This is a genomic window from Aeromonas sp. R2-3 (assembly GCF_040908375.1).
GTDB classification, from domain to species: domain Bacteria; phylum Pseudomonadota; class Gammaproteobacteria; order Enterobacterales; family Aeromonadaceae; genus Aeromonas; species Aeromonas veronii.
On the sequence record NZ_JBFODP010000017.1, the window covers coordinates 458,005 to 482,788 of the forward strand.

22 protein-coding genes and 1 other RNA gene are annotated in these 24,784 nt (G+C 58.2%); 9 read left to right on the top strand and 14 right to left on the bottom strand.

The window, feature by feature from the left end:
* Positions 1–36 precede the first annotated feature (36 nt).
* The 12 genes from pseI to suhB form a co-directional block, all read right to left on the bottom strand.
* Positions 37–1,083: a pseudaminic acid synthase gene (gene pseI, locus AB5Z02_RS07710; RefSeq protein WP_368215777.1), complete on the bottom strand. Its 1,047-nt coding sequence runs from the start codon at positions 1,081–1,083 to the stop codon at positions 37–39.
* Complete coding sequence (gene pseG, locus AB5Z02_RS07715; RefSeq protein ID WP_368215779.1) at positions 1,064–2,560, bottom strand: UDP-2,4-diacetamido-2,4,6-trideoxy-beta-L-altropyranose hydrolase; 1,497 nt, start codon at positions 2,558–2,560, stop codon at positions 1,064–1,066. Before pseG ends, pseI begins: the two co-directional genes overlap by 20 nt.
* Positions 2,560–3,849, bottom strand: a complete 1,290-nt coding sequence (locus tag AB5Z02_RS07720) for an aminotransferase class III-fold pyridoxal phosphate-dependent enzyme (RefSeq protein WP_368215781.1) — start codon at positions 3,847–3,849, stop codon at positions 2,560–2,562. Before AB5Z02_RS07720 ends, pseG begins: the two co-directional genes overlap by 1 nt.
* Positions 3,846–4,601: an NTP transferase domain-containing protein gene (locus AB5Z02_RS07725; RefSeq protein ID WP_368215782.1), complete on the bottom strand. Its 756-nt coding sequence runs from the start codon at positions 4,599–4,601 to the stop codon at positions 3,846–3,848. The genes AB5Z02_RS07720 and AB5Z02_RS07725 overlap by 4 nt, the downstream gene beginning before the upstream one ends.
* The gene (locus AB5Z02_RS07730; protein WP_368215784.1) at positions 4,598–5,443 is read right to left on the bottom strand and encodes an aldo/keto reductase; all 846 of its coding nucleotides are present in this window, start codon (positions 5,441–5,443) and stop codon (positions 4,598–4,600) included. The genes AB5Z02_RS07725 and AB5Z02_RS07730 overlap by 4 nt, the downstream gene beginning before the upstream one ends.
* Complete coding sequence (gene pseC / locus AB5Z02_RS07735) at positions 5,434–6,576, bottom strand: UDP-4-amino-4,6-dideoxy-N-acetyl-beta-L-altrosamine transaminase (RefSeq protein ID WP_368215786.1); 1,143 nt, start codon at positions 6,574–6,576, stop codon at positions 5,434–5,436. Before pseC ends, AB5Z02_RS07730 begins: the two co-directional genes overlap by 10 nt.
* Positions 6,573–7,577 carry a UDP-N-acetylglucosamine 4,6-dehydratase (inverting) gene (pseB, locus tag AB5Z02_RS07740; protein WP_106843014.1) on the bottom strand — a complete coding sequence of 335 codons (1,005 nt, stop codon included), beginning with the start codon at positions 7,575–7,577 and terminating at the stop codon, positions 6,573–6,575. Before pseB ends, pseC begins: the two co-directional genes overlap by 4 nt.
* A 105-nt stretch (positions 7,578–7,682) precedes the next feature.
* The gene (locus tag AB5Z02_RS07745; protein ID WP_368215789.1) at positions 7,683–8,516 is read right to left on the bottom strand and encodes a cobalamin-binding protein; all 834 of its coding nucleotides are present in this window, start codon (positions 8,514–8,516) and stop codon (positions 7,683–7,685) included.
* On the bottom strand, positions 8,509–9,471 hold the full coding sequence (locus tag AB5Z02_RS07750; protein ID WP_231719700.1) for a cobalamin biosynthesis protein: 963 nt from the start codon (positions 9,469–9,471) through the stop codon (positions 8,509–8,511). The genes AB5Z02_RS07745 and AB5Z02_RS07750 overlap by 8 nt, the downstream gene beginning before the upstream one ends.
* Positions 9,468–10,160 (bottom strand): 5'-methylthioadenosine/S-adenosylhomocysteine nucleosidase, encoded by a 693-nt coding sequence (gene mtnN / locus AB5Z02_RS07755; protein WP_040067225.1) that lies wholly within the window; start codon positions 10,158–10,160, stop codon positions 9,468–9,470. The genes AB5Z02_RS07750 and mtnN overlap by 4 nt, the downstream gene beginning before the upstream one ends.
* A 169-nt stretch (positions 10,161–10,329) precedes the next feature.
* Complete coding sequence (locus tag AB5Z02_RS07760) at positions 10,330–11,262, bottom strand: ZIP family metal transporter (protein WP_047440409.1); 933 nt, start codon at positions 11,260–11,262, stop codon at positions 10,330–10,332.
* 322 nt (positions 11,263–11,584) lie between these two features.
* Positions 11,585–12,388, bottom strand: a complete 804-nt coding sequence (gene suhB / locus AB5Z02_RS07765) for an inositol-1-monophosphatase (RefSeq protein WP_005352992.1) — start codon at positions 12,386–12,388, stop codon at positions 11,585–11,587.
* A gap of 199 nt (positions 12,389–12,587) precedes the next feature.
* Between suhB and AB5Z02_RS07770 the strand changes: the two genes are divergently transcribed.
* The 3 genes from AB5Z02_RS07770 to emrD all read left to right on the top strand — a co-directional run bounded on the left by AB5Z02_RS07770 (position 12,588) and on the right by emrD (position 15,333).
* Positions 12,588–13,043 carry a hypothetical protein gene (locus AB5Z02_RS07770; protein ID WP_231719701.1) on the top strand — a complete coding sequence of 152 codons (456 nt, stop codon included), beginning with the start codon at positions 12,588–12,590 and terminating at the stop codon, positions 13,041–13,043.
* 168 nt (positions 13,044–13,211) lie between these two features.
* Positions 13,212–13,874, top strand: a complete 663-nt coding sequence (locus AB5Z02_RS07775) for a glutathione S-transferase family protein (protein ID WP_231719702.1) — start codon at positions 13,212–13,214, stop codon at positions 13,872–13,874.
* Positions 13,875–14,136: 262 nt separating this feature from the next.
* Positions 14,137–15,333 carry a multidrug efflux MFS transporter EmrD gene (emrD, locus tag AB5Z02_RS07780; protein ID WP_368215791.1) on the top strand — a complete coding sequence of 399 codons (1,197 nt, stop codon included), beginning with the start codon at positions 14,137–14,139 and terminating at the stop codon, positions 15,331–15,333.
* Positions 15,334–15,499: 166 nt separating this feature from the next.
* Here the strand turns inward: emrD and ssrS are convergent.
* Both ssrS and zapA read right to left on the bottom strand, forming a co-directional pair.
* A non-coding RNA gene (ssrS, locus tag AB5Z02_RS07785) (6S RNA) lies at positions 15,500–15,681 on the bottom strand.
* Between the two features lie 16 nt (positions 15,682–15,697).
* On the bottom strand, positions 15,698–16,030 hold the full coding sequence (gene zapA, locus AB5Z02_RS07790; protein ID WP_005333910.1) for a cell division protein ZapA: 333 nt from the start codon (positions 16,028–16,030) through the stop codon (positions 15,698–15,700).
* A gap of 173 nt (positions 16,031–16,203) precedes the next feature.
* Here zapA and AB5Z02_RS07795 point away from each other — a divergent pair, with 173 nt between their 5' ends.
* The 6 genes from AB5Z02_RS07795 (at position 16,204) to gcvP (ending at position 24,720) form a co-directional block, all read left to right on the top strand.
* Positions 16,204–16,773 (top strand): UPF0149 family protein, encoded by a 570-nt coding sequence (locus AB5Z02_RS07795; RefSeq protein WP_005346580.1) that lies wholly within the window; start codon positions 16,204–16,206, stop codon positions 16,771–16,773.
* Positions 16,774–16,950: 177 nt separating this feature from the next.
* Positions 16,951–18,174, top strand: a complete 1,224-nt coding sequence (gene ubiH / locus AB5Z02_RS07800) for a 2-octaprenyl-6-methoxyphenyl hydroxylase (protein WP_368215793.1) — start codon at positions 16,951–16,953, stop codon at positions 18,172–18,174.
* Positions 18,175–18,296: 122 nt separating this feature from the next.
* Entirely contained in the window at positions 18,297–19,565 is a 1,269-nt protein-coding gene (locus AB5Z02_RS07805) for an FAD-dependent 2-octaprenylphenol hydroxylase (RefSeq protein ID WP_368215827.1), read from the top strand.
* Between the two features lie 416 nt (positions 19,566–19,981).
* Positions 19,982–21,079, top strand: coding sequence for a glycine cleavage system aminomethyltransferase GcvT (gene gcvT / locus AB5Z02_RS07810; RefSeq protein WP_005346577.1), 1,098 nt, complete (start codon positions 19,982–19,984; stop codon positions 21,077–21,079).
* A gap of 84 nt (positions 21,080–21,163) precedes the next feature.
* Positions 21,164–21,553 carry a glycine cleavage system protein GcvH gene (gene gcvH, locus AB5Z02_RS07815; RefSeq protein WP_005333898.1) on the top strand — a complete coding sequence of 130 codons (390 nt, stop codon included), beginning with the start codon at positions 21,164–21,166 and terminating at the stop codon, positions 21,551–21,553.
* A 290-nt stretch (positions 21,554–21,843) separates the two neighbouring features.
* Positions 21,844–24,720, top strand: a complete 2,877-nt coding sequence (gene gcvP, locus AB5Z02_RS07820) for an aminomethyl-transferring glycine dehydrogenase (RefSeq protein ID WP_368215795.1) — start codon at positions 21,844–21,846, stop codon at positions 24,718–24,720.
* Positions 24,721–24,784: the final 64 nt, after the last annotated feature.

The following is a 24,784-nucleotide window of genomic DNA, read 5'->3' on the forward strand; positions in this document are numbered from 1 at the left end:
TGTAACATGAGCGTTATAATATAATGCTTTAAGGTTTTATAAAAAATCATCGATATGAACGGCCTTTCCACGATTAATATCTTGGCGAGCTTTTTTTCCTAATATTTGTGGTAATGCTTCAGGTGGCAACCCATAACCTGGCCGGATCCGTCGAATGTGTTCTGGCTTAATGGTTGTACCCGCAGGAATGTCGGTAACAAAATACAAAGAACGACGAAATCTCAGGTTTGCCTGTTCAGCCTGGTTGTCACCACTTTCTCCTGACCCCAACGCTTGCCAGCAGAGTTTTGCCTGGCTGCAGAGCTCTTTAAGTTCACCTGGTTCAAGTGAGAACTCGGCATCCGGGCCGCCATCAGCGCGAGCCAAGGTCAGGTGTTTCTCGATGGCCCCCGCGCCCAATGCTATTGCTAGCTGAGCGGCGGTATTTCCCAGCGTGTGATCAGAGAGACCAACGGGTACTGAAAATGTCTCTGCCAAGCGGGTAATCCGCTTGAGATTGATATCAGCAAGAGGGGTTGGGTAGCCACTGACACAATGAAGCAGCAGGATCTGTGAGCAACCATTTTCACGCAAAATGGTCAGTGCCTTGGCAATTTCATCTTCAGTTGACATGCCAGAAGAGATAATTACCGGCTTTCCTTGCTGAGCTATGTAGCTGAGCAGGGGAACATCGGTAATTTCGAATGAGGCAATTTTGTATGCGGGAGTACCCAGCTCCTCCAAAAAATCAACAGCACTCTCGTCGAAGGGCGTGGAGAAAATAGTCAATCCGCGTGACTTTGCTCGTTCAAAGAGAGGCTGGTGCCATTCCCATGGGGTATGGGCTAGGGTGTAGAGATCGTAAAGGGTATGGCCATCCCATAAACCGCCCTGAATATGAAAATCCGGTAGATCACAGTCGATTGTCATGGTGTCAGCTGTATAGGTTTGCAGCTTGATGGCATCAGCTCCCGCATCGGCAGCCGCATCTACCAGCGCCAGTGCCCTCTCCAGCTGGCCATTATGGTTGCCGGATAGTTCAGCAATGATGTATGGCGGGCTATTTGGGCCTATCTCGCGGCCATTAATAGTGAACTGAGGCATGAAACGTCTCCTTGGGAGAAAAATGAAACCAGTTCTGTGAGCTACTGCACTGATATCCAATTGACCGGAAGAGTGCCAGAGAGCCCTGGTTTTCAGGGCTGATATAGGCGTGAAAGGTGAACCAAGGGAAAAGTTGGTGCAACAGATTAAGAGCCCGTTTGCCATGCCCTCGTTGGTGTTGCTCGGGGTCAACGTAGATAGAAACTTCGTTATACCTGTCTGGCTCACAGGCTTCATCCAGCCTCACGACGGCGCAAGGACCTGTGGCTGACATAACCTTGAACAGCCAGCGCTGAGGGTTCTGCAAAGCTCCGTGTAACCAGATTTTATGTTCACTGAGGGGAGGACAATCGGTATTTCGGCTATAGCGGCGAGTTACCGCATCCTGTTGCCACTGCCATATCCACTCTGCGTCTTCTTCTGTGATTGGCTGCAGCCAGTATGAGTGCTGCTGCGATGTGAGCTTCTGCAACAAACGCTGTGCTCCCGTGCCATCACAAAGTGCGGCGCCATGCTTGCCGAGTTGCTGCAATGTCTCTTGATTGGGCCAGTGAAGTAACAGCTGTTGCAGCAGTTGCTCATCATCCAGCATTCTCAGATCGCCAAGCCATATCACGGCATTTGCCTGTGCTAGCCGTCTGGCATTTTCCAGTTGGTTGTCGGCAAGAGTGAATAGCAGGGTAGGCAGAGCCAAGGTAGCGCGCTCCCAGCAACTGGTTCCTCCAGCACCGATGGCAAGATCGGCCTTCAACATCAATTCGGCCATGTTGTTTGCATCGAGGTGCAATTTGACGTGATGGCGACTTTTTGCCATGACCTCTTTAAGTGCATCGATATGAGGGGCTTTGCTTGCCAATACCAGATCAATTTCCAATATAGGGATGGGCAGTTGATCTATCTGGGGCAGAATGCGGGATAGATGATTGTCACTGTCCATTGCTCCGAGGGAGAGCAGCAGTCGTCTGATCCTTTTATTTGACGCTCTTCTGACAAGCGCGACAGGCCGTAGCCTGGCAAACTCTGGTCGCAGTGGCGCATAACCAGGGCCCAGCAGAGGCACTTCTGCAAATAGGCTCTCGCCATAGTCGGCTGGTTGCCGGTGTGGGGTCATATCAAGCAACCGGGTTGCTTCATGAGGTCTGTCAGCCAGATCGTCGATAACCAGTTGTTGGGGGAAGAGGGCCGCCAGCGGCTGCTCCCAACGGCGATCCAGCTGATAGTGATCCACAATCAGCCAGTCACTGCCTCCCCACCCCATGATGGCGCGATAGAGCGAGCGCCAGTCAGGTTGTGCGGGAAGCAGCGTCAGACCATGCTGGCGAGCAATGACTTGAGTGCCATCAAAGCCAGGCAAATCGGCACAAAAGAAGTGGCACTCGTCACCTCGGCTGGCTGCAAGATCAGCGATGCTAAGGCACCGCATGAGATGGCCTGCGCCTATTGTCGTACTGGCATCACATCGGAACAGCAACCGCATCAGCGTACCCGGAATACGGGTTGAATGGACTCGCCATCAAGCGCACTGGCCAGTGTCAGTTCTCTATCGTGGCGAATGAGCGCTGGTAGTATGTCGCGATAGGCGGCCAGCAGAACGGCCACATCCTGTTCGCTATGGGCCAGATTCATATTGTGACTGCCAAGGGTGAGGAGCCCTCGCTTGCACAACTCTTGGATCAGATAGCTCTTGAGAAGCCAGGTAGAGTGGTTTACCGAATCCGCAACCAGCAGAAAGCTCCAGCTCGGGTGTCCGGCGGTTTGCAGCCAAGCTGGGGCATCGATCTCTTTTAGCAAGCTATGTAGCCCATCCAGTAACTGTTGTCCCCGCTCTGCAAGCCTCTTCGGTACATCCAGTCGCTGCATCTTCTTGATGACGGCGTTGGCGGCGGCGAGCGCAATCACGTCCCCGCCGAAGGTGCCGGAGAAGAAGATATCTTCCATCCGTTTCATATATTGGCGGCGGCCAACAACGGCGGAAATCGGGAAACCATTGGCCATGCCTTTGCCGAACGCAGCAAGATCCGGCGTCACACCAAAGAGGCTCTGTGCCCCGCCCAAGTGGTAGCGAAAACCGGTAATGGTCTCATCAAAGATGAGTAGTGCGCCATGGGCATCGCAGAGTTGGCGCAGACCAGGCAGAAAATCCGGGGTTGGCCAGGTTACATTCATCGGTTCCAGAATGACGGCGGCAAACTCGCCCGGGTGAGCTTCCAGTAGACGCTGCAGCGAGGCAAGATCGTTGTAGTCAAATCTGTGCGTCAACTCTCTCACGCACTCGGGGACCCCCAAATGGCGGGTGGTTGAGCCTATATACCAGTCTTGCCAGCCGTGGTAGCCACAAACGGCTACCCGCTCGCGGCCTGTGACCGCACGGGAGAGCCTGATACAGGCTGAGGTGGCATCAGTCCCGTTTTTGCCAAAGCGAACCATTTCGGCGCAGGGGATGAGCTCAATGAGCTGTTCTGCGACCTCGGTTTCCAGCCGGTGGGGAAGGGAGAAGATCGAGCCAAGATTGAGTTGCTCCATTACCGCTTCATTCACATCCGGATCGCAATATCCAAGACTGATGGCCAGTAGGCCGCTGGCGAAATCAAGATACTCGTTGCCATCTACATCCCAAACATGTGCACCTTTGCCGCGCTCGATAAAGAGTGGGGCGGCGCCATAGGGAAAACAGAGGCGGCTTTTGGAGAAGGTTTGGGAGCCAAGAGGAATGCTCTGTTCCGCCCGAACCGAGAGAGCCAGTGAATGTTGATAACGTGAGGTCATATGTGATTCTCCTTGGCTAGTGAATTAGCCAATCCTTCGTTGCGTTGGTGCCGGGTATTCAGTGTTGCCAGCTCCGGCTGCTGCGCCAGCAGGTCGAGGATATCGTCGGTCGTAAAGGTTGGGTTGGTAGGATAGAGAGCCTGATAAATGCGCTCCACCAGCTCAAAATCGGCAGGCTCATCGACAGTCCAGCGCAGGTGGGCCAGCGAAGGCGAGCGCTGCAGTTCGCCGATGGAAAACTGCTCGGGATGACAGCGAACGTAATAGGTGACATGTTCCCGCTCGGTCTGCGTGGTGGCTTTTTCCTGCAAGGTTGCCAGAGTCGCTCCAGTCATGATCTCGGCATCCAGCCCATCCGGATAACTGGGACTGCCGCAGTTACTGCTGTAGTCGAACTTGCCCGAGAGATGGAGGGCTATCAGCTCGTCTATTACCATTGGGTCTGCCAGTGGGCAGTCAGCTGTGAGACGGACAACATGGGTCGGACTGTAGGGTTGGGCTGCCAGATAGAAACGTAGCAATACATCGTCAAGAGGACCGCAGAAACAGGGGATATGCAACTTTTCGCACAGTTCGGCAATGGCACGATCTTCTGGCTTATCGCTGGTGGCAACCAGCAGCTTGTCCAGCAGCTTGCTCTGTTGCAGCCGTTCAATCTGCCTTGCCAGCATGGGGTCGCCCAGCAGTTCTTTCAGTACCTTGTTGGGTAGGCGTGAAGAACTGGTTCTGGCCTGCAGAATACCTAGGATCATTGTATTCTCCAGAGTCCGGGGTTGATAAGTTCCTGTTCCATAGACGCCAGATGGGCGATATCGGCCTCGTAGCACTCGTGCAGCGCTTGACTGGCCGCAACGATAGCTGCCAGCTCTTGGGCATGACAAACACCGACAACAAAGCGGCTTACCTGTGGTAGGGCCGTCATGATGGAGAGGGCTCTGCCAAGCGGGGCCATTGAGGGATGCCACTGGTCAAACCGTTCAAGTGCGGTAGCGAAACGCTGAAAATAGTCAGGTCGCTGTGCTGGCTGCATCAACAACAGTCCCTGCAAAAAGAGCGAGCGAACATGGATTTCACAACCCATATCTACCAGTTTGTCGAGCCATCCAGTACGTAAAAAGCGTTGATCGAGCAAATTGGCAGGTAATTGCACCAGTTCCAGAGGATATCCAGCTGCGCTCCAGGCATCGAGCTCCTCCGGGGAGTAGACGGAGATCCCGAGTTTTCCGATCGAGCCCTTTTTCTGCAAATCGGTGAGCAACTCGAACATGGCAGGTGAGGCATCCTGGCTGCGGTGCAGCAGCAAGCCATCGAGCCGCTTTCGCCCCAGCAAATGCAAACTGTTGTTGACTGCGGCCTTAACATCGGACAGCGGTAGCCCAGGCGCCAGTTTGTCGATGATCGTGAAGCGGGTGATATCTCTTTGTCCCAGCCTCTGCTCGGCATTGCCATAGGCTTGCGCCGTATCCAGGGTATCGATACCTGCATGACGGGCCAATGCAATGATCTCGTCGAGTTCCTCATCGCAGACTTGTCCGTCGTGATTGCTGATCCCGTAATCCAGACCGAATTGCACTGTGCCCAGAGCTAGCCGCATAGTGCCTGCTCCAGCGCATCTACGACCTGTTGCTGCTCTGAAAGAGTCAGAGCCGGGAACAGTGGAAGAGAGATTGCTCCCTGATAGTAGGCTTGTGCGCCCGGATAGTCTGCTGGGTCATGTCCCAGCCCACGGTAGTAGGGTTGGGCAGGGATAGGAATATAGTGAACGTTGACGCCAATGCCGGCAGCACGCAGGCGGGCAAACACCTGATCGCGTTCAGCCACCTGAATGACATAGAGGTGATAACCGCTCTGGCGATTATTACTCTGCTGCAACGGCTGGACTGGCAAGAGGGATAACAGCGCGTCATATCGCCTGGCAAGTTCACGACGCTGGGTAATGAACTGATCAAGACGGCTCAACTGACTAAGCCCTAGTGCCGCCTGAATGTCGGTCAAGCGATAGTTGAAGCCCAGAAGTTGTTGCTCGTAATACCACTCTCCGGGAGAGGGGATGAACAGCGCTTGCGGATCGCGAGTTATCCCGTGGCTGCGATATAGCCGCAATTTGGCTGCGAGTTCCGGATCCCTAGTGGTGATGGCGCCTCCTTCTGCGGTCGTAATCGGTTTGACTGGATGGAAGCTGAAGACCGTCATATCGCTGTGACGGCAACTACCGATAGGTGACCCCTGATAGTGGGCACCCAGTGCATGGCAGGCATCCTCGATCAGAACGATTCCGTACTGGCGACAGAGAGCACCGATCTCTTCGAGATCGCAGGGCTGTCCGGCCAGATGTACAGCAATCAGCGCTTTTGGAAGGGAGTGGGTGCGCATAGCTTGCTGCAGTTTCTTATCCAGTGCCACTACATCGAGGTTACCGGTAGCAGGGTCAACGTCGACAAAATCAACGTTGGCATTGCAGTATCGAACGCAGTTCGCCGAGGCAACAAAACTGACCGCAGAAACCCAAACTGTATCTTTGGCGCCAATATCCAGAACTGCGCAGGCCAGATGAAGCGCAGTGGTGCCGTTACTGCAAGCAACCACATGCGGCACTTGGCAGTAATCGGCCAGTCCTTGTTCGAAAGCGGGAACAGCTTGGCCTTGGGTCAGATAATCAGATTTCAGTACGGCAACGACGGCTTCTATATCGGCATCGCTGATCGATTGGCGGCCATAAGGGATCATTCGGACAATACCTGCTGGTTCATGCTCTGTAGTTCGGCTATCGACAGAAAGTGCTGATTATTTAGGGAATTGTATTCAAAGCCCGGTGCAACCAGTGTGGCTGTTTCACCCAGAGCATTAACGCTGAAATCATTGTTGCGGCTGGTGAAACTGATGCTGGGTGCAATCACGTAGTAATCGTTGAACTCATAAGTGTGGAAAGAGTCGTCAGCCGGACACATCACCTCGTGCAGCTTCTCCCCCGCACGGATGCCGATGATCTCCTGCTTAAGGGTCGGAGCCATGGCTGCCGCCAGATCGGTGATCTTGACCGACGGGATTTTCGGCACGAACAGTTCGCCACCGCGCATACGCTGGAAGTTGCTAAGAACAAAATCTACGCCTTGCTGCAAGGTCAGCCAGAAGCGGGTCATCTCGGGGTGGGTGATGGGCAGCGTACTGGCGCCGCTCTTGATCAGATTGTCGAAGAAGGGAACTACTGAGCCCCTTGAGCCGACCACGTTGCCATAACGTACCACTGAGAAGATGGTCGGGTTCTTGCCCGCCATATTGTTGGCAGCGACAAAGAGCTTGTCAGAACAGAGCTTGGTTGCCCCGTAAAGGTTGATCGGGTTGGCAGCCTTGTCGGTCGAGAGTGCAATGACCTTCTGCACGCCATTGTTGAGCGCGGCCTTGATGACGTTTTCGGCTCCTCCAACGTTGGTCTTGATGCACTCCATCGGGTTGTATTCGGCAGCTGGCACTTGCTTGAGCGCAGCGGCATGCACCACAAAGTCGACATCGCGCATCGCCATGTCGAGGCGCTCGGCATCGCGAACATCGCCGATAAAATAGCGCATGCAGGGATGGTTGAAACACTGCTGCATTTCAAACTGCTTGAGCTCATCACGGGAGTAGACGATCAGTCGTGCGGGTTGGTAGCGGGATAGCACGGTTGCAATGAATTTCTTGCCAAATGACCCCGTGCCACCGGTAACCAGGATTGTTTTTCCATTAAACATGACGGTGTCCCATGATGAAAATTGGTATCTATAGAATTCTAAAGCACTTTTTATGCCATTTGCAGACGTATATTGGCAGGCGTGATCTGAATGGCTGTTTTTTGGCTACTTGCTGTTGGGTTGGGTAATAGCTTGGCAAACCTGCTCCACTGCATTGAGGGCTCTCGGGGTGAAACGGTGCAGCTCATCCGAGTTGATCAAATCGAGTCGCTGATGCTGCACCGCGTCGAGATTAGGCCACTTCAGCCAGTGACGCAGAGCGTCAGGATCTTGACTCCCAGCAAGGATCAGCGATGGGTTGGCTCTGATCACCTGTTCCATGTCAACTTGAGGGTAAGGGGTCTTGGCATTCGCCATGATGTTGATCCCGCCGCAGAGTTCGATGGCCTGAGCCGGCCAGGCATTGCCACTGACGCTGGTGAGCGGTGGGTACCAGAGCTGGTAGAACACCTTGACACCGGTTAGTTGGCCATAGCGCTGTTGCAGGGAATGCAGGCGCGCCAGATAGCGATCGGCGGCTTCGTTGGCACTCTTCTCCACTCCAAGCAATTTGCCCAGCGCCCGCATCTCGGTCGCCAGCGAGGCAAAATTGGTGGGCTCCGAGTAGAACACCGGGATACCCAGCTGTTCCAGCGGTACCAGCATTCGTGACTGGGCCGAGCGCCAGCCCAGGATCAGGTCCGGTTTTTGTGCCAGCAGGGCCTCGACATTGATGCTGCGATAATTGGCCACCTTGGGTTTGTTTTTCACCTCGGCGGGATAGTCGGAGGCATCGTCGATGGCCACCAGCTTGTCACCGGCACCGATGTCGTAAAGCAGTTCGGTAAGATGGGGTACCACGCTCACCACCCGGCTCGGAGTGGCTGCCTGCAGCGCAGCGGGCAACCAGGCAAGCAACACGCAGGGCAGCCAGATAGGCAATCGCAACCATCTAACCATGAAATAACCCCGCCACAGTGACAAGCAGCGCCAGCATCAACCAGCCCCAGCCAATTCCTTGCAGAATATTCAGCACCTTGCGCGGTGACTCACCGTCGGGGTCATCACCGCTGCCAAGTATCGGCCAGCGTTGCAAGGTTCCCTGATAGTAGCGGGGGCCGCCAAGGCGAATCCGGCACTTGTCAGCAAGTAGCGTCAACAGCATCCCGATGGTGGGATAGGGCCAGAGCGCACCATTGCGCAGCAGCTGTGCGGCCTGCTTGAGCCGCGGGAGCAGGAGCGGCAGCCCCAACAGCAGGATGGTGGGAGCATTGAGCCCCTGATAGAGGGCGCTGGTGGCTCGGCCAAAATAGCCAAACGCGGGATCCTTCATGCTCCAGCCCTGGCTCATCAGCTGAGTCAGCCGCCAGAGCAGTGCACCTTGTACCCCCGCGAGAGCGTACCCCATCAAGGGGCCAGCCCATTGGCCGATCAGACGCAGGGCGCAGCTCTCCGTCACCGCTTTGGCGAGCCCCATGGCCGAAAGTTTGCCGGTTTCCCGTTTGAGCCAGGGGGCGGACTGCAATCTCGCCAGCGGCAGCGTCTCCTGCGTGGCGAGCGAGCGGGTGGCATGGGCGAGTTCGCGTAGTGGACGAGATTCGATCATCAAGAGCAGGAACAGCAGGTCGAAGATCGGCTCGCTCAGGGCCAGATTGCGCAGCGACCAGAGCCCGGCGGCGCAGGGGAGCCAGACTACCAGCATCGCCAGCAGGCCGGCTTGCATTTGCTGGCCGGGTGAACCATCGGGTCTGTGTACCTTGTGCCCCAGCCGGGTCAGCAGGGGCGTGACGGCCGAAAGACGCAGATGGGATGGCCACGGGATCACCGCCTCCAGCAGGGCTGCCCCCACCAGAATGGCCGCCGTCGTCGAGAGGAGGGCGTCGGCCATCAAATCAAACAAGCCGTTCTCGATCACAGCTTGCCGAGCATCTTGATGATCACTTCGGCGGAGTGCTTACCGGCCACTTCGATGAAGGCATCGAAGGATTCAACCTGTTCCTTGCCAGCGATATCGGACATGGCGCGTACCACCAGATAGGGCACCTTGAACATGTGGCACACCTGACCGATCGCGGCACCTTCCATCTCGACCGCCAGCATCTGCGGGAAGTCGGCGCGAGCCTTGGCGATGGCGTCCGGTTTGCACATGAACTGATCGCCGGTGCAGATAAGGCCGACCTTGGTCTGGTGCTTGCCCTGCTCGGCGATGCAATCCTGAGCGACCGCGATGAGTTTCTCGTCGCAGGGGAAGGCGGCGGGTTGCTGCGCCATCTGGCCCATCTCGTAACCAAAGGCGGTCACGTCCACATCGTGGAAACGCATCTCGCTGGCAATCACCACGTCACCGATGTGCAGGTCCTGGGCAAAGCCGCCTGCAGAGCCGGTATTGATGACGCAGTCGGGAGCGAACTTTTCCAGCAGCAGGCTGGTGGCCACGCTGGCGGCGACTTTACCGATGCCGGAGCGGGTCAGGATCACCTCTTTGCCCGCCAGCATCCCTTGATAGAACTCACAGCCGCCCAGTTGCAGAGTGGTGGGGTTGCTCATCTGGCTGCGCAGCAGGGCCACTTCTTGCTCCATGGCGCCGATAATACCTACTTTCATTGCTGACCTCGTCTTGATAGCCGTGTGGCTGAATTTAAGTTGCTGTAGATCATAACAAAAGATGGCGTCGGCGCCGAGAGGCACGAGCGAAAGGTGAGATGAAGTGCAGCGCTCCATATGGGAGCGCCGCAGGTGACAAAAAGCATTGATGAGAGAGGGGCTAGTGTCTTTAGCCGAGCGCGGTATCGAGGGTCATCATCAGGGCAAAGCCCGCCATCAGGCCGAGGGTGGCATAGGTCTGGTGACCGTTGCGGTGAGTCTCCGGGATAACCTCGTGCGAGACTACAAACAGCATGGCGCCGGCGGCGAGCCCAAGTCCGATGGGGTAGGCGATGGCAAGGCCGCTGGAGAGCCCCACCCCGAGCAGGGCACCAACCGGTTCGAGCAGGCCACTGGCGATAGCAACCAGCACCGCCACCGAGGGGCGAAAACCGGCGGCGCACATGGCCAGTGCCACCGCCAGTCCTTCGGGAATATCCTGCAGTGCGATAGCGGTGGTGAGCGGCAGTCCCACCGACATATCCCCCTGCGAGAAGCTGACCCCGATGGCCATCCCCTCCGGCAGGTTGTGCAGGGCGATGGCAAAGACGAACAGCCAGACCCGGGAGCAGCTCTCATGGCCGGGGCCGCAGGGGCCGGTTTTGTCATGCTCGTGCGGGGTGAACTGGTCCAGTCCTAGCATCAACAGCACCCCGAGGGTCATGCCGACCACCACAACGGCGGCGGCGCTAAAGCCGTTGCCGGTGATCCCCTCGGCGGCCTCCAGCCCCGGCAGCAGCAGGGAGAAGGCGCTAGCCGCCAGCATCATGCCTGCGGCAAAGCCCAGCATGGTGTCCTCTACCTTTTGCGGTACCGAGCGCAGAAACAGAGCGGGCAGGGCGCCGATGGCGGTGGCGGCAAACCCGGCAGCACCACCGACAAGGCCGTAGCGCACGCCGCTGGTCACCTCTCCGGTAGCGAGCATGATGAGACTCTGCAACAGCAGTAACAAGACGGCAGCCAGCGCGATAAAGAGACCGAGGGCAGTGAGTGGGCGGCTTTGCATCTGGCTACGCAGTTGCTGTGACCAGGATAACGGAGGAAGAGCTGAGAGATGGTCCATGGCATGACCTCAAGGTGTGCAAAGTGGATGGTGGCATTACATCCACTTGGCCGCCCCTTGTCCATGCCTGCAAGGCGATTGCCGCTATCTGAAAATCTGGAAAGAGTTTATCTAGGCAAACACATGGGAACTCTTATCGGTAGCCAAAGGCGGGGGGCAAGATGGGTTGTCTGCAAATGGCTGAAGTGGATGTTGAGTGGCAAGTGGGGATGCATCGCGAACTCTTTTAAATCAGCTGTAGATGTCTGCCTTGGTGTTCGGATAACAGATACAAGAAAACCGGCTTGCGCCGGTTTTGTTATCTGTCTGCTCGAAGGCTGGCTTATTTCGCCAAGGATTCCGGCAGCTCTTCGCGGATCTTGCCCAGCATCTCTTTCAGGACGCGCGGGTTGGCAACCACGATGTTGCCGGAGTTTTCGTAGTTGTGACCACCTACGAAGTCGGTGACGATGGCGCCAGCTTCTTTGGCCAGCAGTTCACCGGCAGCGGTGTCCCAGGGTTTCAGGCCGATTTCCCAGAAACCGTCGACGCGACCGGCAGCCACGTAGGCCAGATCCAGTGCGGCAGAGCCGGAGCGACGGATGTCGGCACATTCGATGAACATGCTCTGGAACATCTTCAGGTAGGACTCGATGTGGTGCTTTTGTTTGTAGGGGAAACCGGTCGCCAGCACGGTGCCAGCCAGCTCTTTGGCTTTGCCGACACGGATACGGTAGCCGTTCAGCTGGGCGCCGCTACCACGAGTAGCAGTAAACAGTTCGTCACGGATGGGATCGTAAACAACGGCTTGTTCGGTTTTGCCTTTTACGCGCAGGGCGATGGAAACGGCAAAGTGCGGAATGCCTTTGACAAGGTTGGTCGTGCCATCCAGTGGGTCAATGATCCATTGGTAGTCCGGATTGGTACCGGCAATCTCACCAGACTCTTCAGCAACAATGCTGTGCTCCGGGTAAGATTTTTTGATGGTGTGAATGATGGCCGCTTCGGCTTCACGGTCAACGTTGGTCACGAAGTCATTGCTGCCTTTTTGGATAGCCTCAATGTTCTCGGGCTGGGAGAAGGCTTTTACTACAACTTGACCGGCGTTGCGCGCAGCGCGCACGGCGATATTCAGCATCGGATGCATAGGTTCACCACTGGATGTTAAAGAACGGGGGATAAAAGGACGCGGTATGATACCAGTATTTTGTGCGATGGCAACTGTTATCCCCCTACGACCAATTGATTACCACTGCCAGATTTGACGGCTCCAATATAGACCAGATCTGCGCTAGTCTTATCCCAGCAGCCGGATACAGGCTGTCATGAGCATAGGGATGTGAACCATGAATTTGTCATTAGTGAGTCAGAACGTGTCAGCGGCCAGCGAGGGACTGTTGGCCATCTTGCGGTCATCACCCGAGTATGGTGATCACTTTGCCCACATCACCGTGACCCCCCTGGCCCAGTGGCAACCGGCCAAGACGGAGGCGGCGATCATGCTGATAGACGGCGATGCGCCCTGGCAGGATGCCGGATTTGCCCGGGGAGAGGATGAGACGATCGGTTTGCCGGTCTTGCCGCTGTTGATCCGCAAGGGAGACAAGGAGCTGACGGTTTGCGGGCCGGATGTGCGTGACCCCCGTTTCTATTTTGTCTCAAACGGCATCGTGCTGGATGAGTCGGAGCTGGCCGAGCCTGCCTGCAGCCGGGTGCTGTTGCGCAAGCTGGAGTCCTACTTCCCGCTGCTTTCCCGCCTGATCATGCTGCGCCAGCGCAAGCCGGTTGCCATGATCAACTAATATCTACCATCGCCAGAGCGCACCAGCGGCGCACCGTGGCCTTGTTTGGCCTACGGTGCGCCGCTTTTTAATGGTCTGGAGCCGGTCACTTGTTGCAAGATGAGGCGGCTATGGTGTTGCACCCTGTTAAAACTGTGCAATCTGGCTATGACCAACAAGGAGTGAATCATGATCGATTTTTACACCGCCGCGACCCCCAATGGTTTCAAAGTGGCGATCGCTCTCGAAGAGCTGGGTTTGCCCTATCGGGTCATTCCCCTCGATTTGTCGGCACTGGATCAGAAGAAGCCCGAGTTTCTTGCCATCAATCCCAATGGCCGCATTCCGGCCATCGTCGATCGGGATAACGACGATTTCGCCGTATTTGAATCGGGCGCCATCCTCATCTATCTGGCGGAGAAAGCCGGCAAGTTGCTGCCCGCTGATCCCAAGCGCCGCTCTCAGGCCATCCAGTGGTTGATGTTCCAGATGGGCGGGGTAGGACCCATGATGGGGCAGGCCAATGTCTTCTACCGCTATTTCCCCGAGAAGATCCCCGCCGCCATCGAACGTTACCAGAAGGAGGGGCGCCGTCTGTTCGAGGTGCTCGACAGCCATCTGGCCCACCAAGAATATCTGGCGGACGAGTACAGCATCGCCGATATCGCCACCTGGCCCTGGGTGCGTATTTATGACTGGAGCGGCATCTCCATCGAGGGATTGCCCCATCTGCAAGCATGGATGGATCGCATGGCACTGAAACCTGCCTGCCAGAAGGGGATCACCATACCACCGCGCAAAGAGCAGCCCGATGAGCTGATCAAGCAGGCGCAGCAGATGGTAACACGTTGATTTTTAACTGCTGACGGGGCGAAATGCCCCGTAATATTAGAAAAACTAAGGCAAGCCGATTATAAAGATTCGTTCGTTTTTTGTGAGCTGAATCACTATGATGCCCCCATACCACCAAACGTCCTGTGCGGTGGCTTGGCGGGCTCCCCGCCTACTGTTTCCAACACTGTTTTTGATTGCATCACAACCTCTGTGATCAGATTCCTCTGGGCCATTTTGTGCCAGAGGGGCGGCAGCATTTTTTCGATTTTTTGGGACTGATATGGATCGGCACAGTTTTTATCCGTTGTTTTTATTGACCATTCTGATGGTCGCTGTGGGCCAGATGACCCAGACCCTTTATGTTCCCTCCATTCCCATGATGGCGGGGGACTTCAATGTGGCCTCGGGCCAGTTACAGGCGGTGATGGCCTGTTACCTGATCCCCTATGGCCTCTCCCAGTTTGTCTACGGGCCGCTGTCGGATCGCATCGGTCGTCGTCCGGTGCTGATCGTCGGCATGATGGTGTTTCTGGTGGGCACCCTGATCATTCAGGTCATCCCCCATTTTGCCGCCTTGCTGGTGGGCAGCTTTATTCAGGGACTGGGCACCGGTGCCGGTGGCGCCATGAGCCGTACCGTGATGCGCGATCGCTACAACGGCGCCGAGCTCAACCGCGCCAACAGTCTGGTGAGCATGGGGGTGATCTTCTCCCCGCTGCTGGCACCGGTGCTGGGGGGATGGCTGACCGAGCTGTTCAACTGGCGCGCCGGTTACTGGTTCCTGTTCGGTTTTGGTGCCGTAGCCACTCTGGCGATCATGGCCTGGTTTGGTGAAACTCTGCCTGCTGCTGCCCGTCAGCCACTGCGCGTCGGTGCAGCCTATCGCCACGTGCTGGGCAACCCCAAGTTTCAGGGAAACCTGCTCTGCCTCATGGCGACCTTTGCGGGACTCGCGGTATTTGAAGCGGCGGCCGGTGTGCTGCTCGGCGATGTGCTGAAACTGAGCGCCCGTACCGTGAGCGTGCTGTTCGTGCTGCCGCTGCCCGGCTATTTGTTCGGGGCCTGGCTCTCTGCCAAGCTGAGCTTCCGTTTGACTCAGGGCAAACTGATGCGTCTTGGCATCGCCTTTCTGGCGCTGGGGTCGCTTATCATTCTGGTGCCGGGGCTGTTCGGGATGGTGAGTGCCGCCTCGCTGGTCGGTGGTGCGGCTGTCTACTTTATCGGTAGCGGCATTCTCTACCCGACCGCCACTTCCTGTGCCATCGAGCCCTTCCCGGGTCAGGCCGGCACCGCGGGGGCCATTCTCGGCGGGATGCAGAATCTGGGGGCCGGTGTGGTGACCCTGCTGGCGGCCGGTTTCCCGATGACCGGTCAGGTGACGCTGGGGGCCATCATGACCCTGATGGTGCTGATCGTGGCGCTGAGTTTTGTCTGGCTGCGCCACCACGGCTCGCCGCACGAGCAGATGGCAATTTGATCTGCCGCTCTCTTTGCATCTGGAGCAAGCCCACCCTCAGCGGTGGGCTTTGTTTTATCCGGAGAACGGGCTAGGAGATCGCATTCGCTTGATGTAGTGATCGATGTTGTGAGGTTAACTTCCTGAAAAGAAAAAGCCCGTCACGCTGGTGACGGGCTTTTGCTGTTGGTACCCCGAGATGCCGTTGCCGGTTTGGGCCCTTGAACCGTCGGTTCAAGGCGGGGATCGGATCTGACCGCAGGCTTCTCGGTCGTGCCGAGCATGCGCAATAGCCAGAAGGCAGATCCCCTGTTTGGTATGAATATCGGCTCGGGGACTTGAACCGGCTGACAAACATCCCAGGGAATTTTAAAACGGTTTGCGATTAGGGCTGCTGCCCCTCTTCGCTGGAATCACCATATTGTCCGTGCTCGATCAGGGCCGCTTCGATGGTGCGCTGCAGCATTTTGATCCGCTTGTCCATGGTCTCAGAGTATTGGTGGTTCTTCTCTTTTTCAAGGCAGAGCTCATGACAGAAATTAAGCGCCGCCATGATAGCCAATTGCTCGTTGCTGGAGACTTTGGAGCGTTGACGCAGGTCGATCAACTTGTCGGTCAGCTGCTCGGCGGCCTGGCGCAGGGCATCCTGCTGTCCCAAGGGACAGGATACCTTGTAGGGACGTCCCAAAATGACGATTTCTACGGCCTCTGTGCTCATGCCTTCCTCAATACGGCGGAGCTGATTTCCGCCTTTATCCACGTGGACAACTGGGCGGGACTATATAGCGCAGATGCATAAGTTTCAAGGCCTTGCTGGCTCTGCAAGAGGGAGAATGCTAGGATCCTGACCATTAATTCTGCAAATTTGACTGAACTTTGAGCGGATCCTCGATGAGCAAAACGAACCCCCTTAAATATGCGGCAGTGGCCGACATCATGGAACAACATGAGCTGATGGCCAGCGCAGTAGAGGCCCATGGTGTGATCTGCGGTCTGGTGTGCGGCGGTGTGGCACTGGACGACAAGAGTTGGGTGCCCCATTTCAACGATCTGGTGAACGACGGTTTCGGTCTGCCGGCCCCGGTGCGCCAGGTGATGACCGATCTTTATCACAATGTGGTCGAGAGCCTGATGGCCCAGAAGGGCGTCGAGCTGCTGCTGCCAAGCGATGATGCTCCCCTCGACGAGCGCATCGATTCGCTGGTGGACTGGTCACAGGCATTTCTGGCCGGTTTTGGCGTGGTGCAGCAGGAGCTCTCCCGCGCGTCGGAAGAGCTGCAGGAGATGATCCAGGATATCGCCAGCATCACTCAGGTCTCTGCCGAGTTCGATCAGGAAGATGACGAGAACGAAGCCTCCTTCCTGGTGCTCTACGAACACGTCAAACTGGGGGTCATGATGGCCTTCGAAGAGTTTGGCAAGCGCCCCGATACCCCGAGCGCGCCGCCGACCCTTCATTGAGGCGCGGGTCAACGCGATCCTTACTGAATCTGCAAGAGCGCCTGATGGCACTCTTTTTTATTTCCTTGTGGTGGCTAACCCTGTGAGGCACAACCGGTTTTTTGCCGGTGACCTCGCATTCGGCCAGCGGCTTTGTGATAGCATGAGGCCACCTTTTTCACTTCTTCCTCTCTGCTTATGTCTCAATCTGATGTGCGACAGGTCGATGTCACCTTGGTCGGCGGTGGAATGAGCGGTGCCGTGCTGGCCCTCTCGCTGGCAGCCCTGCTTCGATCCGATGGCTCCCCCCTCGAGATCCTGCTGCTGGAGGCAAGCGTCCCCGAACAGCACACCCATTCAGGGTTCGACGCCCGCGCCATTGCGCTCTCGGCCGGTACCTGTGATGCGCTGTTGCGACGCGGACTCTGGCCGCTGTTTGCCCCCTATTGCGCCCCCATTACCCAGATTCATGTCTCGGATCGGGGCCACTTCGGTCAGGCTCGCCTGTCGGCTGCCGAATACGGTCTACCCGCGCTGGGCCAGGTGATCGAGCTTGCAGCTGCCGGTCATGAGCTGCAACGGGCGATGGCGGCCTCTCCCAATATCCGGGTCTGTTGTCCGGCCCGGGTGAGCGAGATTGTGCCCGATGAGGAGAAGGTGACCCTCACCCTCGAGAGCGGTGAACAGATTGAGACCCGCCTGCTGGTGGCGGCAGACGGCGGCAACTCCTTTGTGCGTCAGCACTTCAAGTTGCCGGTGACCCGCCACGACTTTGAGCAGCACGCCATCATCGCCACGGTCAAAACGGCGCAAGACCCTGAGGGACGCGCCTTCGAGCGTTTTACCGAAGGGGGGCCGCTGGCCCTGCTGCCGATGCAGGAGGGGCTCTCCTCGCTGGTATGGAGCGTCGGGCAGCATGAGGTGGATGAGCTGATGGCCCTCGATGAGGCGGCGTTTCTTGCCCGTCTGCAGCAGGCCTTTGGCTGGCGGCTTGGTCGCTTCGAGCGATGCGGCGTGCGTAACGTCTATCCGCTCATTCTGACCGCCTGCGACTACCCGCTGGCCCAGCGCACCGTGCTGGTCGGTAATGCCGCCCACGCCCTGCACCCGATTGCCGGACAGGGCTTCAACCTCGGGATGCGGGACCTCGACCTGCTTACCGGCGCCGTAGCCAAGGCGTTGGCAGAGGGGGAGGATATCGGCAGTTTCAAGGTACTGAGTGGCTACTGGCAGCAGCGTCAGCGCGATCAGGAGCAGACTGTCTGGCTCACCTCTTCGCTGGCCCAGCTCTTCTCCAATGGTCACGATCCGCTGGTGGCGGGGCGCAATCTGGCGCTCACCCTGATGGGGCGATTCCCGTGCCTCAAGGCGCCGCTTGCCTCGCGCACCCTGGGCTTTGTCGCTGATGTGTGCGGCAACTAGCCAGCATTTGTTGAGTGGAACCTGTTGACCGCCATTCGTTGATCAAAACCTATTGAATAAAGAGGTGATGCCTGCGGGCGTCCCCTCGCTGGCCAGCCGGTCAGCCCTGAAAGGATGAGATGATGCAGATGCAAAATGTGGATGTGGTGATTGTCGGTGGCGGCATGGTGGGGCTGGGGCTCGCTGCGGCCCTGAAACATAGCGCCCTCAAGGTGCTGGTGGTGGAGGGACAACTGCCCGACCCGCAGCTGGGGGAGGTGGCCGATAACCGGGTCAGCGCCCTGAGTCTGGCCAGCCAGCAGATCCTGCGCCATGTCGGCGCCTGGGACGGCATTGAAGCGCGCCGCCTGCAGGCCTACGACAAGATGGCGGTGTGGGAGCAGGACAGTTTCGGCCATATCGACTTCGATGCCGCCAGCCTGCGTCAGGCCAACCTCGGCCATATCGTCGAGAATCGGGTGATCCAGCTGGCGCTGCTTGAGGCGATTAAAGGTGCCAGCAATATCCAGTTGCTGACCCCCGCCAGAGCCAAGAGCCTGCAGAGCGGCCCGGCGGGTGCCCTGCTGCTCCTTGAAGATGGTCAGGCCATCTCGGCCAAACTGGTGGTAGCCGCCGATGGCGCCCACTCCTGGGTGCGCCGTCAGGCCGATATCCCGCTCACCAGCTGGGATTATGGCCACCACGCGCTGGTGGCGACGGTGCGCTGCGCCGAACCCCATGAAGCTGTTGCTCGCCAGATCTTCACCCCGGATGGCCCGCTCGCCTTTTTGCCGCTGTGGAAGGAGAACCTCTGTTCCATCGTCTGGTCGCTGCCTGCGGCCCGCGCCGAGGCGCTCTGCGCCTGCGATGATGAGCAGTTCAATCGCCAGCTTACCGCCGCCTTCGACGCTCGGCTCGGTCTGTGCAAGGTGGAGGGGCCGCGCAGCGCGATTCCCCTCACTGCCCGCTATGCCCGCGACTTTGCCCGCGAGCGGCTGGTGCTGGTGGGAGATGCCGCCCACACTATCCATCCGCTGGCGGGGCAGGGGGTCAACCTTGGCCTGCTGGATGCTGCCGCGCTGGCGGAGCAGATCTTGCAAAATCATGCCGCGGGTGAGGATATCGGCCTGCTCGCCAACCTGCGCAGCTACGAGCGCTGGCGCAAGAGCGAAGCGGCTCGTATGCTGGCGGCGATGGAGGGGCTCAAGCGGCTGTTCAGCGGGGCCAACCCGCTCAAGAAGCTGGTGCGGGGCGTGGGATTGCGCGCGGCCAATCTGCTGACTCCGTTCAAGGAGGGGGTGATCCGCGCCGCCATGGGGCTGGAGGGCGAGTTACCCGCATTGGCCCGTCCTGACTGGGCTGTTGCTGCGACCAAGGGCAGTGCCATGCAGGCCAAGGGTGAAAAAAACTAATATTACTCGCCGTTTTTGACAACAAAAGTAATCCGACAAGGCTGATGACCCGTTTTGGGTGTCAGCCTTTAATTTTGCTCTGGAGCGAAACGTTTTTCTGCAAATTGTGACGAAACGGTAAAAATCAAAATTTAATCTCGCCTGAGTCGGCTTATGGCTGTTTTTATCACTGCATTTATCTTAGTGTCTGGAGTCGGTTTTACGGGAGGGGATTAGTTTTTTTTGAGCGGCACGCTCGCCTGCTTGTCATATAATCCGCTCCGTTCAAGGAATCCCTCTTGCCTGGCAAGGGCAGGAGCGAGCACACACTTTTGGATCCGGTCGCTTTTTGCTGTTCGTAGTGCAGTCAGAGCGGTGGCACGGGTCGCAAGGGTGGTCGCCAAAGCGAAAAGGCTTTTTGCTAAGGAAAGAATGCGATGATCCAGACTACTGTACTGCATCCCAAACACCTGGAAGCCGGCGCCAAGATGGTGGACTTCCACGGTTGGGAAATGCCAATCAACTACGGCTCCCAGCTGGAAGAGCACCACGCGGTGCGCAGCGATGCCGGTATGTTCGATGTCTCCCACATGACCATCGTCGATTTGACCGGCGAACGGGTCAAAGCCTTTCTGCAACACCTGCTGGCCAACGATGTGGCCAAACTCACAGCCCCCGGCAAGGCCCTCTACAGCGGCATGCTCAATCCGGAAGGCGGCGTGATCGATGACCTCATCACCTATTACCTGACCGATACCTTCTACCGGCTGGTGGTCAACTCCGCTACCCGCGAGAAGGATCTGGCCTGGATCCGCCATCACGCCATCGATTTCGATATCACAGTGACCGAGCGTCCCGAGCTTGCGATGATTGCGGTGCAAGGCCCCAACGCCAAGGTCAAGGCTGCTGCTGTGCTGAGCGCCGCTCAGCGTACCGCCGTGGTGGGGATGAAACCCTTCTTCGGCGTGCAGGCAGGCGATCTCTTTATCGCCACTACCGGTTACACCGGCGAAGATGGTTATGAAATCGTGGTGCCGCAAGAGAAAGCCTGCGAGCTGTGGCAGGCACTGCTGGATAACGGCGTCGCCCCGTGCGGCCTAGGTGCCCGCGATACCCTGCGCCTCGAAGCAGGGATGAACCTCTACGGTCAGGATATGGACGAGTCAGTCTCTCCACTCGCTGCCAATATGGCCTGGACCATCGCCTGGGAGCCGAGCGATCGCAACTTCATCGGCCGCGACGTGCTGGAAGCGCAGAAAGCGGCGGGTAACCAGCCCAAGCTGGTGGGGCTGGTGATGGAAGAGAAAGGGGTGCTGCGTGCCGGTATGCCCGTTACCTTCACCGCGGCAAACGGTGAGAAGCGGGAAGGTGTGATCACCTCCGGCTCTTTCTCCCCCACCCTGGGCTACAGTATTGCCCTGGCGCGGGTGCCCCGCGATATCGGTGAGCTGGCCGAGGTGGAGATCCGCAAGAAGCTGGTCACCGTGAAGGTCACCAAGCCTGCTTTCGTCCGTAACGGCCAGAAGCTGGTTTAATACCGTCTTGGGGGAGGGCAGTGCCTCCCCCATCCCTTTTCATATTCGTTTTTAAACGCGACTCAAAGATCAAAGGAAGCACAAATGAGCCATATCCCGAGCGAACTGAAATATGCCACTTCCCACGAGTGGATCCGTGTTGAAGCCAACGGCGAGGCCGTGGTCGGTATCACCGAACACGCCCAGGAGCTGCTGGGTGACATGGTGTTTGTCGAGCTGCCGGAAGTGGGTAAGCAGGTCAGTGCCGGTGACGACTGCGCCGTGGCCGAGTCGGTCAAGGCGGCCTCCGACATCTACAGCCCGGTGAGTGGCGAGATCATTGCCGTCAACGAAGAGCTGGAAGGGAGCCCCGAGCTGGTCAACTCCGACCCCTACAGCGCTGGCTGGCTGTTCCGCATCAAGCTCGATGACGAGAGCGAGCTGGCCAACCTGCTGGATGCCGAAGGCTACCAGAACGTGGTGGACGAAGAGTAATGCCCCCGGGCCCTGCCAACACAGCAGGGCCCCTTTGTATGGCCGCCAGCCGGGCAAGCACCGGCCGGTGGAAGGGTGAAGTCGTCCGCACCTGCCGTTTGCCAGCCTAGGGGCAAACAGGCCGGTTCGCAACAAGGCGATCCCCTCTCGATGCTGCCGCAGCATCCGGTGCCGCGCCCTGTCTGCGGGACCCAGAACATGAGTGGAGTCGGTATCAGCCGACGATTAGGAACATCAGGTCTTGGTTATCAGGATGTCATGCCAGGACTTATTTATCAGGAAATAGGGAAATGACCCAGTCACTGTTTGAACTCGAGCAAAAAACCGATTTTGTCCGCCGCCATATCGGCCCGGGCGAGGAAGAGCTGCGCCAGCTGCTGGCGACCGTCGGGGCCGAAAGCCTGGACGATTTGATTGAACAGACCGTGCCCGCCGCCATTCGCCTGCCGGGCCCGCTGGGGATCGGTGCCGGCATGACCGAAGTGGAGGCGCTGGCCAAGCTCAGGGGCTATGCCGCTCAGAACAAGATTGCCAAGAGCTACATCGGCATGGGTTATCACGATACCCATGTGCCCCACGTCATTTTGCGCAACGTGCTGGAAAACCCGGGCTGGTATACCGCTTACACCCCGTACCAGCCCGAGCTGGCGCAGGGCCGTCTCGAAGCCCTGCTCAACTTCCAGCAGCTGACGCTGGATCTCACAGGCATGGATCTGGCAAGCGCCTCCCTGCTGGATGAAGCGACCGCCGCCGCCGAGGCGATGGCGCTGGCCAAACGGATGGCCAAGTCCAAATCCAACCTCTTCTTTGTTGCCGATGACGTGCACCCGCAGGTGATCGACGTGGTCAAGGAGCGCGCGGTTCACTTCGGTTTCGACGTGGCGGTTGGCGCGGCGAGCGATGCAGTGAGCGAAGAGGTGTTCGGGGCCCTGTTCCAGTACCCCACCACCACAGGTGAGGTGAAAGATCTGCGTGCCCTGATTGCCGCGGTACAGGCCCAGAAAGGGCTGGCCTGCGTCAGCGCCGATCTGCTCTCCCTGCTGCTGCTCAAATCCCCGGGCGAGCTGGGTGCCGACGTGGTGTTGGGCTCCGCCCAGCGCTTTGGTGTGCCCATGGGTTACGGTGGCCCCCACGCCGCCTTCTTCGCTACCCGCGATGCCTACAAGCGATCCATGCCGGGCCGTATCATTGGTGTCTCCAAGGATGCCCGTGGCAAGAGTGCCCTGCGTATGGCGATGCAGACCCGCGAGCAGCATATCCGCCGCGAGAAGGCCAACTCCAACATCTGTACCGCACAGGTGCTGCTGGCCAACATGGCGAGCTTCTACGCCGTTTACCACGGCCCGGTAGGGCTGAAAACCATCGCCTCCCGCGTGCATCGTCTCACCACCATTCTGGCGCTTGGCCTCAAGGCCAAGGGTGTGGCCCTCAAGCATGCCAGCTGGTTCGATACCCTGACCGTGCAGACTGCCGACAAAGCGGCGCTGATCGCCAAGGCCGAGGGGCTGGGCATCAACCTGCGTGCGGATCTCGACGGTGCGGTAGGGGTGTCACTCTCTGAGACCACCACCCGCGGCGATGTGGCGGAGCTGTTCGATCTTTTCCTCGGTCAAGGCCATGGCCTCGACATCGAGGCACTCGACAAGGCGGCTCAGGCCCATCATGCCATCCCGCAGGATCTGCTGCGCACCGACGCCGTGCTGACCCACGAGGTGTTCAACAAGTACCACTCCGAAACCGAGATGCTGCGTTATATCCACCGTCTCGAAGCGAAAGACCTGGCGCTCAACTACGCCATGATCTCCTTGGGCTCCTGCACCATGAAGCTCAACGCCACAGCCGAGATGATCCCGGTGACCTGGCCCGAGTTCGGAAAACTGCACCCGTTTGCCCCGCTGGCGCAGGCCAAGGGCTATCAGCTGCTGCTGGCCGACCTCGAAAATTGGCTGGTGAAGGTGACCGGTTACGATGCGGTCTGCATGCAGCCCAACTCCGGGGCTCAGGGGGAGTACGCTGGTCTCTTGGCCATCAAGAAGTACCACGAATCCCGAGGCGAGGGGCATCGCGACATCTGTCTCATTCCGGCTTCTGCCCACGGGACCAACCCGGCCTCTGCCCAGATGGCGGGGCTCAAGGTGATCGTCACCGCCTGTGACAAGTCCGGCAACGTGGATCTCGACGACCTGCGTGCCAAGGCGGCCGAGGCGGGTGATCAGCTCTCCTGTCTGATGGTGACCTACCCCTCCACTCACGGGGTGTATGAGGAGACCATCAAGGAGGTGTGCGACATCGTTCACCTGCACGGTGGTCAGGTCTATCTGGACGGCGCCAATATGAACGCGCAAGTCGGGCTGACGGCACCGGGCTTTATCGGGGCGGACGTCTCTCACCTCAACCTGCACAAGACCTTCGCCATTCCTCACGGCGGTGGCGGCCCGGGCATGGGCCCCATCGGCGTGAAGAAACATCTGGCACCGTTCGTGGCCGGTCACGCCGTGGTCAAGACCGACAAGGAGAGCCGCAACAACGGCGCCGTGTCGGCGGCACCGTTCGGCTCGGCCAGCATCCTGCCCATCAGCTGGATGTATATCGCCATGCTGGGGGACGAGGGGCTGAAGAGATCCACTCAGGTGGCCATCCTCAACGCCAACTATCTGGCCAAGAAGTTGGGTGAATCCTTCCCGGTGCTCTATTCCGGCCGCAACGGTCGGGTGGCCCACGAGTGCATCCTGGATATCCGTCCGCTCAAGGAGGCTTCAGGCATCAGCGAGATGGACGTGGCCAAGCGGTTGATGGATTACGGCTTCCACGCGCCGACCATGAGCTTCCCGGTAGCGGGCACCCTGATGGTCGAGCCGACCGAGTCGGAATCCAAGCGCGAACTGGATCGCTTCGTCGAGGCGATGACTTCTATCCGCGCCGAGATTGCCAAGGTGCAGGAGGGGCAGTGGAGCCTCGCCGACAACCCGCTGGTCCATGCGCCGCACACCCAGGACGATGTGATGGATGCAGAGTGGTCCCGTGGCTACAGCCGCGCCGAGGCGGTCTTCCCGTCCGACGCCGTGCGCGCCGCCAAGTTGTGGCCCTCTGTGAACCGCATCGACGACGTCTACGGCGATCGCAACCTGTTCTGTGCCTGTATCCCGACCGAGGATTACGCCAAGTAAGTGGCGTTTAGGAGCAACAGTTAAGCCGTATAAACAACAGGGCCACCCAAACGGGTGGCCCTTT